We start from the raw sequence: 14,952 nt of genomic DNA on the forward strand, positions 1-14,952 counted from the left end.
AATTGGAAATGACTAGAAAATATATGGTTGCAATGGGAATATTGGCCAATAAAAGGAGAGCAGAATTCCCTGCGGTTTTTTCACCGGAAATGTCTGACAGGAATATAAGCAGCTGATGTAAAAAAACAAGGATATTCACAAGTATTGCAAAGACTACATATATAAACCCGGACAATAATAAAAATTCATTCTGAGTGATAAAGAATAATAAAAACAGAAATGTTCCCAGACCAAATGAAATAAGAAAAGTATTTTTTCCGGTTGCGCTAAACTTTATTTTTTCCATATCAATAGTTTTAATGTAGAACAATAATATCTTTCTGTTGGATAAAGTCTTTCAGATGCTCAAAGTTTTGCCACAGCAAGCCTTCGAAATCCCATTCATGAAAGGCTCTCATATTCTGTCCTTTTCGGTATGCCTTAAGGTAGATCTTCATATGTTCCGGCAGGATAAGGGTTCCCAGTACAATAGCTGCCAAAAGATGTGCATTAAGTTTTCCGTTTCCCAGCAAAAGGTATTGCATGGCAATTTCATCCTCGAAATTGGTTCCACAATCGGTAATCAGATGGTGAACATCGTGGTTTTCCATCTTGGGAATCATTGAGAACCCATGTTTATGGTAGAATTCACCTAATTTTCTTCCCAACGAATCTTCCTTGAACTCCAACAGCTGCCTTTCATTGAACTGCCATTGTCTTTTTTTCTTTTTAAAGTATTTTCTATAGAGTTTTTGCGTTTTATCGTACACAAAAAGCAGAAACTGAATACGTATTTTTTTCATAGTGTATGTATTTTAAAAGCAAGATTTCAACTTAATTAGGATAGATAGTCTACCAGTTTCCATCAGAAAATATATAAAGGCCAATTGCAGTATAGAGAACGGCAATAGGAATATTGATGGAAAGTATACCAATTGCTTTACCATAGGTTTTTAATCTGGGTCTGTTGGCTAATCCACAGATCAAAAAAACTAATACAAGTAATAAGTTTAGAGGAGCACCAAAAAGCAGCAGCAGATAACCTGCAACAGCAAATGATTCCTGCCTGAATAATCCTCCCAGAAGACAAATACTTCCGATGATAAAACACAGTCCAAATACTGATTTACTTAGGTTGATAATTTCCTGGTCTTTCATAATTTATTATTATTAATTTTATTTTAATACAAAGAGCTTTGAATTACAAAGTAGAATTTCAAAAAAATATAGGACTACCGTCCCAATAGTTTTTCAAGGGCATCCAGATGATCAGTAAAAGCCTGTCTCCCATTCTGGGTAACTCGATAAGAGGTTTTAGGTTTCTTCCCTACAAATTCTTTTTTCACTTCAATATACCCCACTTTTTCAAGGGCATTACTGTGACTGGCAAGGTTTCCATCAGTAATCTCCAATAATCCTTTCATTTCAGAGAAATCAACCCAGTCATTCACCATAAGAACAGACATAATGCCCAATCTTACACGACTTTCAAATTCTTTATTGAGTTGACTTATTTTGATCATTTTTAATTTATTTATTGGGAAAACACTGTTGGCCTATTGCTCCACCTCCATATTCAAGGGCCAAATTATGATTACGCAGAATATACTGGCACCCATCATTAAAGATACTCCTGTCTGTATCCCGTTTTTGAAAAACATTAAAAGAATACATTCCTAACCCACTTCTTTTAAAACCTATTTTAACAGGTTCTCCGTCTTTAATAGAAATACAATTTGCATTATCCAACTTTTCCTTTAATATTTTAATCTCATCTTCTGTCCAGTTCAATTCTGACTTTAGTTTTGATCTTGTTAAATCAGCAACATTGATATCTCAATTTTGATATGTCTGCTTACTATTACTGAGAGGAGTAATTGTTATCCTCTCCAAAACCTTATCATTTTTAAACTCTATATCAACTACTTTATCTGAAGGTTTGATTGTATAATAGTATTGAATCAAATCATTAATTTCAGCTTTATTCTGTATATACTCTTCTTCAAGTTCTGTAACAGAATAGTCTTTATCAAAACCTCCAAAAGCTGCAAATACCATCAACTTAAAGATAAATACTCCTACAATAAAAAGTCCAAGAACTGTGGATAAACCAATTAAAATATATTTTAAGGTTTTAGACATTCTATTTGTACTTTTTATGCATAATCAATCCATAAACTATATGCAAAATACCGAAACCTACAGCCCAGAAAAATAATCCCCAACCAAGAAAGAACAAGGAAAATAAACCAAGAGTTACTTCGCAATATCCCAGGTATTTTACATCCGGCAAGGTGTATCTTTCAGCACTTATCAATCCCAATCCATAGAAGATCAAAGTAGTAGGGCCAATCCATACTATTAGATGATGATAAATAAGGGCTGCACAAAAGATTCCTCCGGCAGCTAATGGAACTGCAAAGGTAATTAAAAGTCGTTTTGTAGTAGAATCCCAGATCTTCAATCCTTTCTTTTTACTTTTATTGGCGGTAAAAATATATCCACTGAAAACAGCCAGTACTAAAACCACCAGCCCGGTGATAATTAGCTCCTGAACCAATGCAGGTGTAAAGCTGAGCCTTTTCCCGTTAATATATTCCACTTTTTTACTTTCCATAGCAAAATAGGCATATCCTGCACCTAAAAGGGCTACTACACCAGCTACAACTCCGGAGAGGCCACTCAAAGAAATAAATCTGGAAGACCGCTCCATCATGGAACGGATATGGGACAAATCTTCGTGATAATTTTTCTTATCCATAAAAAGAACTTTGAATTACAAAGTTATAATTTATTTTTAATCTGCAAAATATTTTTTTCAGTTAAAATGATTTTTTAATCAAGCTCTATTTATTATTCTTAACTTTAAAATTATCAAAAACATATAAGCCAAAGAACCGATCATAATTCATTCATAGAAATAAATAAAAGAATAGCTACTCTCTTTAATTATCTTATTATGACAAAAGTTTTAATTGATTATTCTCAAATATACTTACAAGAAAATATTCCTTTAAGCGAGGAAGAAGTAAATATGATAGCGACCCATAAAAGAGATTTTTTTAAAGATTTTTCGGGTGTTGTAATTGCTGTTATTATGATAACAACGCTTATCGCCGCTTTTTTTTTTGAAAAATGAGTTTAAGAACTTCAAATATTACCATTACATTTTATTTATTGCTGCTGCAGTAGCACTCTATCTCTTTTTTTTAATTATCCATTGGCTTATCTATCAATACTTCAAAGGAAGATGGAAAAAGGATATTGAAAATGGCAAAAACAGATTAAAAAGTATCATTATTCCCAAACATAAAACGGAAAATGATGAATACATCCTCACTTTTGCAGGATGCAACAATGAAGAAAAGATAAGACTTCCTGTTGAGAAAAAGGTTTATTATGAATATGAGACAGGAACAAAAGTAATGGTAACCTATTTAAAGTACAGCAAGGAAGTTCTTTCTCTTGATCATGATGAGAATATGAATTAAAAAAGCCGCTGAAACAATCAACGGCTGGCTATTTTTGGATGGAATAAAAACCTATTTGGCTCTCAATCTTTCTTTAATGGCTTCAATATTTCTCTTTGCAGAATCTTCTAAAATGAGGCTGGCACTCATGTGAATTCTTGCCGGCATCAGTTCATTAAAATGATCGGTTCCTTCCCACGAAACTTTTTTAATCAATGCAAGGGCATCACTGCTTCTTGATGCCAAGGTCTGTAAGAATTTCTCAAGTTTCTCATCCATTTCCTGAATGTTGTCTGAAACAGAATGATATACATTATGTTGTTCCGCCCATTCCGCAGATCTAAAATCGGCATCAATAGCCATTGCTGAGAACTGTGATTTTCCGATCTTTCTTTCCACATAAGGTCCGATTACAAACGGTCCGATTCCCAAATTGATCTCTGTAAGTGCTAATGCAGCATCTTTTGTTGCAAAACAGTAATCAGCACCACAGGCAATACCTACTCCACCGCCTGTTGTTTTTCCCTGAACTCTTACTACAACAATCTTTCCGCAATTTCTCATTGCGTTCAGAACTTTAGCAAAACCGCCGAAAAATTTCGTAGAAGTTTCCAACTCTTCAATGGCCAGAAGTTCATCAAAACTTGCTCCAGCACAGAATGCTTTTTCACCTTCGCTTTTTACTAAAATAGCTTTTACCTCATCTTTAGATGCTTCATCTAAAATAGTCTGCGCTAGTTTTTCTAAAATTACTCCCGGCAGAGCATTACTTTTTGGGGTTCCGAAAGTGATTTCGGCAATATTATTTTTAATTTCTGATACTACGAATTCGTTCATTTTAATTTTTATTGGATTCTTACAAAAATACTAAATACAGTGCTTTTAGAGAAACTTAATGGAGACATTTTTTTAGGCAGGAAGCCGGAAGAGAGAAGCCGGAAGTTACTATTGAACAACTAATTATCAGGTGTCATATTAAAAAGATCTGATTTAATTCTTAAGGAGTAGGAAAATATCTCTTTAGGTAGAAATACCTAGTCTCCAATTTGGTGTTTTATACTCTATTACAGCCTTATTATTAATTGTTCCTTTGAATTAGAAAAAAAACAATAAACGGCGGAATCTGAAAAGCCATCAATAGAGTAGGAAAACTAAAGGCTAAAAAATATTTACCATGGACGAATACATTGGAATCGTTAAACTATTTGCAGGAAATTTTGCACCAAGAGGATGGATGTTTTGTGACGGAAGGTTACTGAGTATCTCCAACTATTCAGCAGTATTTTCAATTTTAGGAACAACCTACGGTGGTGATGGAAAAACAACATTTGCACTTCCTAATTTAAAAGGAAGAATAGCTTTAGGAGTAGGAAATGTAACCGCTAATGAATACTATCCATTGGGGGTAATGGCCGGAACAACCCAAAACACTTTGCTAGCAACCAATCTTCCAAATATTGCCGGAGGTTTTCAGCTTAAAGTGGCTAACAAAAATGCCAATACAGCTACTCCTACAGCTACAACATCTATAGCTATAACAGGAACACAAGTTGGAAGGGACTTCAATGTTGTCCCAAGTTTTGCAAATAATGCAAATCCAGACACAATTATTAACGGTCAGAGCATCGCTTTTGTAGGACAAAATTTACCTATGAATAATATGCCTCCTTATTTAGGACTAAATTATATCATCTGTGTTGAAGGAATTTATCCTCCACGTGATTAATCAATTTCATAACCTAATATTTAAAACAAAAATCATGAAAAGCACTACTATTTTTACAATTTGTAGTCTGCTCATTTCAATTTTTTCATTCGGGCAGACCAGTACAGAGCAATTTGAGACAGAATCAAATGGAAGTACAAGCTTCACTGATAACGGGGTTATTTTTAATATCATTTCCCATATAAGTGTTTTTGATGTCCAATCAAACTTTCCAGGGACAGGCTGGAATGGAACAGCAAACGACAATCGTTACATTGATAATTCCAATAATACTGAATCTCCACCATCCTTTAGTATTAGAACCACTTCTAATTTATTTAAAGTAAATAAATTCTGGATGTATCTTTCTGCACTGAACCTTGATCTCAATGTACAGGGATCTATTACAATAACTGGAAAACTGAGCGGTATAACAAAATTTACCCAAACAAAAACAAATGGGTTTGCAACAAGTTTAGGGGCTACCAATGGTTATACCTTAATTGATATGACTAACTTAAATGGTCAAAATTACTCAAATATTATAATTGATGAGCTTCGTATTACAGCAAACGGTGGATTCAGATATGTTGGGTTTGACTCCTTTACATGGGTAAAAGACAGCAATATTGTATTAGGAACCTCGGAAACTAAAAGCACTCAAAAAAACTTGACTCTTTATCCTAATCCAACCAACGGACCTCTTTCTATTAAAGCAGAAAGTAACTCAGAAGCACAAGTCTACAGTATGGATGGTAAAATACTGAAAACAGTGCTAATACAGAAGGGTTCTAATGAAATCAATATTTCGGAATTCCCGAAAGGAGTTTATTTTATCAAAACACCAACTGAATCAACTAAAGTTATTAAAAACTAATATTTATAAGTTCTGTCCGAACTTGTTCCCTCAAAAATTCTAATTCATGCAGACAAAATCCCTTAATTATCTTAAGGGATTTGTTATTTATCTTGTCCACTTATGAAGGTGCTCTATTCTTCCGTTTCTTTTTAAAAGGGCTTCAAATCTAAGTTTTAATAAAATTTTACGTCCTTCAATAGTTCTGGTAAAAACAAGTTCTGATGTTCCTATAATTTTATTCCAGGTAGTATTAAAGAATTCTGCACTTCTTTTATTTTTCGCAAAAGCCTCAGGCACCGGAAAAAAGTTGTGTTCTTAGGGAAAACATTCATGTTCACAATTTAATAAAAAACAGGATCACCGGAATTACTGATTTTTATCTTTTAATGCTAAAATATATTTATCGATATAAAGCTGTTTCTCTTTTGATTTGTATTGCTGGATATAGCGTGGATGTTCCAGAACAGTCATTGTATCGAAAAGTTGAGCTTCTTTATTGATTTTCGAAATAAATTCAGCGTTCTTTTTGCCTAAAACAAAGACTTCTGAGGTATCCAGCTTCAGGCTGATATGCTTTTTTAATGATTCAATCATAAAATCTTTTACATCCCGGAAAAGTTCTTCATCATCATAATAGTTCGCATTGAGCCACCCATTCTTTGTTTTTCTGACAATGGCCAAAGGAAATGGTGAGTTGATGTAAATATCTTTATAAAACAAAGCTGCACCACCATAGTCTGCAATCATATCATACATAAATACGGAGGAAACTTCATGGGTATGGGCAGATTTCATTTTTATTCCACATACACTTTCAAGCCGTTTGGTATCCGTAAAGGGAACTCCTGTTACGCCTGCTCCATGACGGCTGGGATTAATTCCGATAATAAATTTTCTTTTGTTGGAATCGTTATAATATTTATGATAAAACTTTTGCATCACCTGCATTGTCTCCGGATTATCCAAATACGGATTTAATACTTCGAAACCATCGGGAAGACTTCCTGAATAGGTAAGATTTTCATTGAATTCAATAACCTGTTCTGCAAAGGTTTTATTCATGGAAACTATTTTAGAAAAACAAAATTATCCGGCTGACCTGAATCATCATCCTCTTCATCCTCTTCATCATATTCGGACAACTCTAATTCAATATCAATAAAATGAATATATAATCCACATAATTCCCCTTGTTCATCATAAGCAAAATAAACCGGATATACTCCATCTCCTACTCCACTTGCAAATATTGGGATCTGATATTCCGTATTAGGAACTGTCCAATTAATCCAGTCTCCCAGATCTCTTTGATTTCTTGGATTATCTTTATAACTTTTCGCAAATAGTTCTGCAAAATAATCGTCGTAAATATTCTCTACATCTAGTTCTTCGATAAACTTATCCACATAAGGAACAACTTCAGGATCAGTAATACAGGCTAAACCGGCATCTACATTAAATCCAAAAAAAGCATCCTCATTAGTATCGTCAATATTTTCAATGCCAATTAATGCTTCTCTGTAAAGAACGGGCTTTCCTTTAGTAAACTCTACTTTTGCAGCGGCATACCGATCTCCCCAATCCTCCAGTTTTACAACAGCAATGGTTACAGGAAAGTTTCCTTTGGGAGTCTCAACAAAAAAAGGTTGTTCTCTTTTGTTCAAATATACAAGAGGATCTCTTACGATTACTTTTCCTGATGGCAGGGAAACATTTCCTATTTCCATGACCTCCATCTTCTGATCCATGATTTCATCTGAGGTAAAATAGGTCTCAATATCTACAGGAGATATCAATTTGTCTTTTACCTCTTCCCATTTTTGCATCCAGCTTTCGTTCATTCTTAAATATTTTTTTTGAATTGATTTTAATGTTGAAAATAACGAATAAATGCAATGCTGTCCAATATAGCAGAGTGTTTTAACAAAATATTATAAAAACAAAGCAGCAAATCTTATGAAATGCTGCTTTACGTATTTTAGATTTTAAAGATTAATTAAACTAAGAACTTGCACATATAACACATGCAGCTCCAAGGTTTGGCCATCTTCCGGGAATACAACAGACTCCCGGAGGACAAGAATGAGGAGTACAATTCCATATTGGCCCTGCTCCTTTAAGAGATCTCAATTCATTTCTTGAAAGTCTTTTTAAGTTTTTCATAGCAATTAGTTTTTGATATTCTCTCCTACTCTATATGCTTTTCGGATTTCGCCTATTAAAGGTAGTCATTCCCAATCAAATACTTCGTATAATTATCTGGTATTATAAAAGTTACGATTTCACAAACAAAAAGCAGCAATTTATTTCTAAAATGCTGCTTTATTATATTTCTTATTTTGAATTAAATTAATCCAAATTGTTCGAAATGGTGAGTAAAATGCTTCTTATGCATCAGTTCCCACATTTCTTTATTCAGTTTTCCGAATACAAAGTTCATATGCTCTGCCTGTGGATTTTCTTTGTAATAAATCACAAATCATTTCAGATTATCAATAACTCCTGTGATACCGCTATTAAACACCCTAATTCTTGAGGGCTGAATATACCGCTAAGATTAATGATGATTTTAGAGATCAAAGCCTTAGTTAAACCAGTTGATAGTAAATTATAAATAATTGGTATAGGGTCAGAATGAGTAGACATCATGGCTATGCGGACCTCAGTAATTATCTTTTTGTACAGAGGCAAAAGCAGCTTCAGATTGACAGCAATACTTTGACGTATCAAATTTTGATCCATATTTATTAAGCATGTATTTACTTTCGTTATGATACTTAATAATTGTTGATATTCGGAAAAAGGTAATAGATTAAGTATGCCTAACTCATTTAAAATAGAGTCTAAATCAATTGGATCATTTACGTATGTAAATGTATTGAAAAGAACAGACCCTTCGTGCATATTACTGGAAGGCTGGTTAATAAAATTAAAGGGAGAGGTATTTTTGTCATTAATAGTTCTATTGACGGATATTGTATTTTTTCCAAAGTAAATTGAGAAAATAAATAATACAATGAGAAAATAAAATTTGGTAATAAAATTTGTTTTCATAGGATTTCATGGTTTTTGATTAAAATAATGATATGATGATCTTAGTTGAGTACAGAACTGTAAATAATCGGATGTAATTATTTATGATAAGATAGTCATAGGCTTTACATAATAAATTCGTAATTGTATTTATTATGTCAATTAGTTTTTTATAATAATTCATTCATAATGTAACATGTTTTCTATTTAATAACAAATATAACCAATTTAATAATTAAAATATTTATTTCATATCGTAATCCAGCAATATTAACAATGATAACATTTTCGAAAATATTTTCTCTGTTAATACCACGATTATAAATATGGCAAAAACAATCTGCTTCAATCGAAGTTGTTCTGATATCCGCCATCTTTGTGTTTTTAAGCTAGCCTTAGAAAGCTATTAAATTTAACCGTGTCAAGGTTTTGAACCTTGACACGATTAAAAAAATCCCTTTAAGTAAAAACCTAAAGGGACTATACATTTATATTTTGAATTAAATTAATCCAAACTGTTCGAAATGGTGGGTAAAATGCTTCTTATGCATCAGTTCCCACATTTCTTTATTCAGTTTTCCGAATACAAAGTTCATATGCTCTGCCTGTGGATTTTCTTTGTAATACACTACAAATCGTTTCAGGTTATCAACGAATGACTGTTTGGCGGCTTCCAGATTCTTATGATTTAATTCCGGAAGCGAACCATCCTGTGGTAAGAACGGAGCTGTAAAGTCTTTCGGCATGGCTCTGTGATTGTAAAGGGAATCCTGCCATTTTTCAAGATGTTCTTCAGGGGTGAAGCATTTCTCTGCTTCCGGTTCACCTAAACTTACCAACACTCCTTGTTCTAAATGCTCAATCATTTGCTGTGGAGACATTTTCCCCCATAATGCAGGAGTACTTTCTGTTAAGCCTCCTAATATCTTTTGAACGTTCTTCACATTCAGATCAATGAAAGGAGATTGTTTCGCTACCAAGGTCAGGATTGTTGCTACACAAACCACCTCATCTCTTTGGTTTATTACTTCAACCAACCATTTTACCACTCCGGATGGGATATTTCTTCCTTTAACGCCTCTGTTGATTTTCTCTTTTGCTGTTAAATAAACCGTAATAGTGTCTCCCGCGTATACTGGTTTGAAGAAACTACATTCTTCTAATCCGTAATTCGCGATTACAGGTCCTTTTTTACCGGAAACAAATAATCCTGCTGCTGCTGAAAGGATGAAGTATCCGTGAGCAACCGTTTTATCAAAAATAGTTCCTGTTAAACTTGTAGCATCTGTATGTGCGTAGAAGTGATCCCATGAAACGTTTGAGAAGTTTACAATATCTGCATCAGTAACGGTTCTTCCTGCTGTTTCTAAAGAATCTCCAACTTCAACTTCTTCAAAATATTTCTGGAAAGGATGTTTATCTGAGAATTTTTTCTCAGCACCTTGCTGATAAATCTTGGTAATAGCTTTCAATACATCCGGAGATCCCTGAATAGCTGTTTTCTGTAAGAAGAAATGAAGACCACTCAGACCGCCCATTTCCTCACCACCTCCCGCTCTACCGGGACCTCCGTGCATTAATGTCGGAAGCGGTGAACCGTGACCTGTACTTTCTTTGGCATTATCTCTGTTTAACACAAAGATTCTACCGTGTTGAGAAGCCATTTTCCACGAAGTTTCGGCGATAAATTTTTCATCATGCGAAACAATAGATCCTACCAAACTTCCTTTTCCTCTTTTTGCCAGTGCAGCCGCTTCTTCAGCATCTTTGTATGGCATTAATGTAGATACAGGCCCGAAAGCTTCTACATCGTGAGAGATATTTTTTTCGAAAGGCTTGTCATTCAGGAATAGTTTCGGGCTCATAAATGCACCATTTTCATAATTGGCATCTACCAGCTCATGTTTTCCATCATAGACAAGTTCTGTTTCTGATTTTAAGATATTTACTTTTCTTACAACTTCTTCATATTGCTGCCTTCCTACCAAAGATCCCATTCTAGTTTCTCTGCTTAACGGGTTTCCGATTTTTGTTTGATCTAAAGCCTTAGATAATGCACTCTGAACATCACCCATTAAATGCTCAGGAACAATAATTCTTCTGATGGCTGTACATTTCTGACCTGCTTTTGTGGTCATTTCGTTACGAACTTCTTTAATGAATAAATCAAATTCCGGAGTTCCCGGTTTTGCTTCCAATCCAAGAATTGAACAGTTTAGGGAATCTGCTTCCATATTGAAACGAACAGCATTTCCTGCAACAGATGGAAGTGACTTTAGCTTTCTTCCTGTAGTGGCTGAACCCGTAAACAATACAGAATCTCCATCCTGAACATAATCCAGAATATTTCCGGGTTCTCCACAAACCAATTGTACTGCACCTTCGGGTAAAACACCACTTTCAATCATATCCTGGAATACCACATTGGTAAGATAAGATCCGAAAGGAGATGGTTTTACGATAGATGGTACTCCTGCTAATAATGATGTGGATAATTTTTCCAGCATTCCCCAGACAGGAAAGTTATAGGCATTGATCTGTACAGAAACGCCTTCACTTGGTGTAAGGATGTGAGTTCCCAAATGAGTTCCGTTGGCAGAAATCTTCTGCGTGTCACCATCTACCCAAAACGGAGTGTTAGGAAGCATTCTCTTCGCCAATCCTGAATAGGTAAAAAAAGTTCCGAAACCTCCTTCAATATCTACCCAGGAATCAACATGAGTTGCTCCTGTTTTGTATGATAATTCGTAATATTTTTTCTTTCTTTCTAATAGGTAAAGTGCTACTTTTTTCAACATTTCTCCACGGTCGTAGAAGGTCATGGAAGAAAGGTTTTTGTATCCTACCGTTCTACCATAATCAAGAGCTTGTTCAAAATTAAGCCCCTCTGTATCAGAAATAGCTACCTGTTCTCCTGTTACAGCATTGTATAAAGGAATTCCGGTTCCGGTTCCTTCTATCCATTGTCCGTAGATATAGTTTTTTAGTTTTTCCATAAAATATTTAATTTAACAATGTAACAATCTAACAGTTTACCAATACTGAGATGCTTCACTCTGCTCAGCATGACAATTGACTGTTACATTTTCACATTGGTATATTGCTACATTTATAATTTATTTCGGTTCCTGATATGGAAACATTTTCACCAATCCTTCGTATAAACTTCTGTGAAGAATGGTTGCATGGTTGTCTGTTTCCATCATTTTGTATTCTACTGTCCAGTTTTTCTTGCCTGTTTTTTTCAAAACATCATATAGACCTTCTGCATCTTTTATCATTACAGGATGTTCTCCTTTTCCTACAGAAAAGTAAACGAATTTCTTAGTATCTGCAGATTTTGCAAGTAATTGAGGAGCCTGCTTTAAAAGACTTTCATCATCCCACCATAAACTTGGACTGATGATGAAGTAATTGTTGAACATTTCCGGTTTCTTCAATAAAATTTCCGTTGCTAACAACCCACCAAGAGATTGTCCGAACAGATATTTCTCCGTTGTTTTAAACTGGCTTTCAACATAAGGTTTCAATTCTTTTTCAAAAAAGGTGATAAACTTATCTGAATGTCCTGTTGTAGGATAATCTTTCTGTAAATCCTTCAAATCTGTATGAAAAGTAAAATCCCTTTTTCTGTCTATATTCGCAATTCCCACCACAATGGTTTCCGGCATGGAATACATCTGATTAAAGAACTGCACTAATCCTGTCACATGGATAAAGTCTTCATTCATACTTCCATCTAAAAGATAGATGATTGGATATGATTTCGTTTTATCATATCCATGTGGAAGATAAATATTCAACGTTCTGTCTTCATTTAACGTTTTGGACTTAATCGTCCTCACTTCTCCTATTGTAAGTGGTTTTGTAGCAACCGTCTGTGCTGACAGCATACTACCCACCGCAAACATTATGCTGCATGCAAGTACAATTTTTTTAATCATATTTAATTTTAAATGATCATTATTTTACATCATCCCAGATACTGTAATCCACAATTTTGGTTGGAATCTGCTGAACATATTCTGTAAAAGGCTCACATGGTAAAATAGCTTCTTTTCCTTCTCTTGCCAGCTCCTGATACAGTTTTGTTCCTTCTGTTTTCCAGTGTATCATTTCATCAGAAACGTCACGGATAATTTTTGCTGGGCTTCCTACAATCAATTTTCTAGGTTCGCATCTAAAATTAGCAGGAACGAATGCTAAAGCGCCAACGATACTTTCATCACCGATATAAGCTTTGTCCATCACAACAGAATTCATTCCAATCAAACAGTTCTTTCCGATATGCCCGGAGTGAATAATCGCTCCATGTCCAATATGCGCGGATTCCTCTAAAATGGTTTCTATATTCGGGAAAACATGAAGCGTACAGTTCTCCTGAACATTGGCTCCATCTTTAATGATAATTTTCCCCCAGTCGCCACGGATCACCGCATTCGGACCGATATAGACTTCTTCACCAATTTCCACATTCCCGATAATCACCGCCTGCGGATGAATGTAAGCAGATGGTTTTATAATGGGACGGATTCCGTGATATGAGTAGATGTTCATAAAATTTAAATTTAATGTACCAATTTAACAATGTAGCAGTCTAGCAATAGATCAATATTGTTATATTGGTAAACTGTTACATTGTTACATTATTTAAAAAGTTATACTTTTTCAATAACCATTGCATATCCTTGCCCGACACCGATACAAAGGGTACACAATGCATATTTTTTATCTTGTTTCTGAAGTTCCATGGCAGCAGAACCAATGATTCTTGCTCCGGAAACTCCCAGTGGGTGACCGATGGCAATCGCCCCTCCATTTGGATTTATTCTTGCATCATTATCCTGTAAACCTAAGCTTCTTGTTACGGCTAATGCCTGTGCTGCAAAGGCTTCATTCAGTTCGATGATATCCATATCATTAAGAGACAGGTTTAATCTCTTTAATAGTTTTTGAGTTGCTTCTACAGGCCCGATTCCCATGATTCTTGGTTCTACACCGGCTACGGAAGATCCAAGAATTTTTGCTTTTGGTTTTAAACCATATTTTTTTACAGCTTCTTCGCTGGCTAAGATTAAAGCAGCTGCTCCATCATTCATTCCGGAAGCATTTCCCGCCGTTACTGTTCCTTCTTTTCTGAAAGCCGGACGAAGTTTTCCTAACCCTTCCATAGAAGAGGTTGGTTTAATAAACTCATCTTTTTCAAAAACAATTGGATCTCCTTTTCTCTGTGGAATTTCAACTTTCACAATTTCTTCTGCCAATCTTCCGCTTTCCTGAGCTTTAGTAGCTTTTTGTTGAGACCAAAGGGCAAATTTATCCTGATCTTCTCTGTTGATCTGATGCATGTCTGCAAGATTTTCTGCAGTTTCACCCATTCCATCAACGCCATACATTTCTTTCATCTTCGGATTGATAAATCTCCATCCAAAAGTGGTATCATACATCTGGCTGTCTCTTCCGAAAGCAGCACTAGGCTTTGACATTACATAAGGAGAACGCGTCATATGCTCTACTCCACCTGCAATATAAATCTCACCCTCACCCGCTGCAATCGAACGGAATGCATTTGCTACAGCAGACATTCCGGAAGCACATAGTCTGTTGACTGTCTCACCACCAATTTTATAAGGAAGCCCAGCTAATAAAAGCCCCATTCTTGCAACGTTTCTGTTATCTTCTCCTGCCTGATTGGCACATCCGAAAATAACGTCTTCAATTTCCTCCACAGGAACTTCAGGGTTTCTTGCCACCACTTCTTTAATAACAATAGCAGCAAGATCATCTGCTCTTACTTCTGATAACCCTCCCTGTAACTTTGAAATGGGAGTTCTGACATAGTCTATGATGTATACGTTGTTCATAATTATTTTAATATAACAATTTAGCAATGTAACAGTGTAACA

The 14,952-nt window shown here is 35.0% G+C and carries 20 protein-coding genes; 4 read left to right on the forward strand and 16 right to left on the reverse strand.

The annotated features are described in order from the left end of the window. Positions 1-296: 296 nt before the first annotated feature. From J2772_RS19240 to J2772_RS19265, 6 genes are all read right to left on the reverse strand, one after another. Positions 297-782 (reverse strand): Coq4 family protein, encoded by a 486-nt coding sequence (locus J2772_RS19240; protein WP_209919570.1) that lies wholly within the window; start codon positions 780-782, stop codon positions 297-299. Positions 783-831: 49 nt separating this feature from the next. After that, positions 832-1,137, reverse strand: coding sequence for a hypothetical protein (locus J2772_RS19245; protein ID WP_209919572.1), 306 nt, complete (start codon positions 1,135-1,137; stop codon positions 832-834). 74 nt (positions 1,138-1,211) lie between these two features. Beyond that, complete coding sequence (locus tag J2772_RS19250) at positions 1,212-1,502, reverse strand: winged helix-turn-helix domain-containing protein (protein WP_123909053.1); 291 nt, start codon at positions 1,500-1,502, stop codon at positions 1,212-1,214. 7 nt (positions 1,503-1,509) lie between these two features. Next, positions 1,510-1,770, reverse strand: coding sequence for a hypothetical protein (locus J2772_RS19255; RefSeq protein WP_209919574.1), 261 nt, complete (start codon positions 1,768-1,770; stop codon positions 1,510-1,512). Positions 1,771-1,815: 45 nt separating this feature from the next. Next, positions 1,816-2,121: a hypothetical protein gene (locus J2772_RS19260; RefSeq protein WP_209919576.1), complete on the reverse strand. Its 306-nt coding sequence runs from the start codon at positions 2,119-2,121 to the stop codon at positions 1,816-1,818. Position 2,122: 1 nt separating this feature from the next. Beyond that, positions 2,123-2,740, reverse strand: coding sequence for a hypothetical protein (locus J2772_RS19265; protein ID WP_209919577.1), 618 nt, complete (start codon positions 2,738-2,740; stop codon positions 2,123-2,125). Between the two features lie 198 nt (positions 2,741-2,938). Between J2772_RS19265 and J2772_RS19270 the strand changes: the two genes are divergently transcribed. Both J2772_RS19270 and J2772_RS19275 read left to right on the forward strand, forming a co-directional pair. Then, positions 2,939-3,118, forward strand: a complete 180-nt coding sequence (locus J2772_RS19270) for a hypothetical protein (RefSeq protein WP_209919579.1) — start codon at positions 2,939-2,941, stop codon at positions 3,116-3,118. Next, positions 3,108-3,470, forward strand: coding sequence for a hypothetical protein (locus tag J2772_RS19275; RefSeq protein WP_209919581.1), 363 nt, complete (start codon positions 3,108-3,110; stop codon positions 3,468-3,470). Before J2772_RS19270 ends, J2772_RS19275 begins: the two co-directional genes overlap by 11 nt. Before the next feature lie 51 nt (positions 3,471-3,521). On the opposite strand, the gene J2772_RS19280 is transcribed toward J2772_RS19275, so the two are convergent. Further along, complete coding sequence (locus J2772_RS19280) at positions 3,522-4,286, reverse strand: enoyl-CoA hydratase/isomerase family protein (protein WP_209919583.1); 765 nt, start codon at positions 4,284-4,286, stop codon at positions 3,522-3,524. A gap of 337 nt (positions 4,287-4,623) precedes the next feature. On the opposite strand from J2772_RS19280, the gene J2772_RS19285 reads away from it, so the two are divergent. Together J2772_RS19285 and J2772_RS19290 are read left to right on the forward strand one after the other, a co-directional pair. Further along, positions 4,624-5,175 (forward strand): phage tail protein, encoded by a 552-nt coding sequence (locus J2772_RS19285; protein ID WP_209919585.1) that lies wholly within the window; start codon positions 4,624-4,626, stop codon positions 5,173-5,175. Between the two features lie 34 nt (positions 5,176-5,209). Continuing rightward, complete coding sequence (locus J2772_RS19290) at positions 5,210-6,031, forward strand: T9SS type A sorting domain-containing protein (protein ID WP_209919586.1); 822 nt, start codon at positions 5,210-5,212, stop codon at positions 6,029-6,031. Positions 6,032-6,118: 87 nt separating this feature from the next. Here the strand turns inward: J2772_RS19290 and J2772_RS19295 are convergent, their stop codons facing one another. The 9 genes from J2772_RS19295 to pcaF all read right to left on the reverse strand — a co-directional run bounded on the left by J2772_RS19295 (position 6,119) and on the right by pcaF (position 14,910). Beyond that, the gene (locus J2772_RS19295) at positions 6,119-6,310 is read right to left on the reverse strand and encodes a hypothetical protein (protein WP_209919588.1); all 192 of its coding nucleotides are present in this window, start codon (positions 6,308-6,310) and stop codon (positions 6,119-6,121) included. Between the two features lie 69 nt (positions 6,311-6,379). Beyond that, positions 6,380-7,075: an SMUG2 DNA glycosylase family protein gene (locus tag J2772_RS19300; protein ID WP_209919589.1), complete on the reverse strand. Its 696-nt coding sequence runs from the start codon at positions 7,073-7,075 to the stop codon at positions 6,380-6,382. Positions 7,076-7,080: 5 nt separating this feature from the next. Beyond that, a complete protein-coding gene (locus J2772_RS19305) occupies positions 7,081-7,854 on the reverse strand; it encodes a DUF4241 domain-containing protein (protein WP_209919591.1) in 774 nt (257 codons plus the stop codon). A gap of 160 nt (positions 7,855-8,014) precedes the next feature. Further along, positions 8,015-8,176 (reverse strand): bacteriocin-like protein, encoded by a 162-nt coding sequence (locus tag J2772_RS19310; RefSeq protein WP_209919593.1) that lies wholly within the window; start codon positions 8,174-8,176, stop codon positions 8,015-8,017. Between the two features lie 181 nt (positions 8,177-8,357). Further along, positions 8,358-8,453, reverse strand: coding sequence for a DUF1569 domain-containing protein (locus J2772_RS24440; protein WP_410494444.1), 96 nt, complete (start codon positions 8,451-8,453; stop codon positions 8,358-8,360). 1,093 nt (positions 8,454-9,546) lie between these two features. Beyond that, on the reverse strand, positions 9,547-12,042 hold the full coding sequence (paaZ, locus tag J2772_RS19320; RefSeq protein ID WP_209919596.1) for a phenylacetic acid degradation bifunctional protein PaaZ: 2,496 nt from the start codon (positions 12,040-12,042) through the stop codon (positions 9,547-9,549). 120 nt (positions 12,043-12,162) lie between these two features. Further along, positions 12,163-12,990 (reverse strand): alpha/beta hydrolase, encoded by an 828-nt coding sequence (locus tag J2772_RS19325; RefSeq protein WP_209919598.1) that lies wholly within the window; start codon positions 12,988-12,990, stop codon positions 12,163-12,165. 19 nt (positions 12,991-13,009) lie between these two features. Next, positions 13,010-13,603, reverse strand: a complete 594-nt coding sequence (locus tag J2772_RS19330; RefSeq protein ID WP_047382988.1) for a transferase hexapeptide repeat family protein — start codon at positions 13,601-13,603, stop codon at positions 13,010-13,012. A 101-nt stretch (positions 13,604-13,704) separates the two neighbouring features. Next, positions 13,705-14,910 (reverse strand): 3-oxoadipyl-CoA thiolase, encoded by a 1,206-nt coding sequence (gene pcaF, locus J2772_RS19335; RefSeq protein WP_209919600.1) that lies wholly within the window; start codon positions 14,908-14,910, stop codon positions 13,705-13,707. Between the last annotated feature and the right edge of the window lie 42 nt (positions 14,911-14,952).

Origin of the sequence: Chryseobacterium jejuense (assembly GCF_017877355.1) — a bacterium.
GTDB lineage: Bacteria > Bacteroidota > Bacteroidia > Flavobacteriales > Weeksellaceae > Chryseobacterium > Chryseobacterium jejuense_A.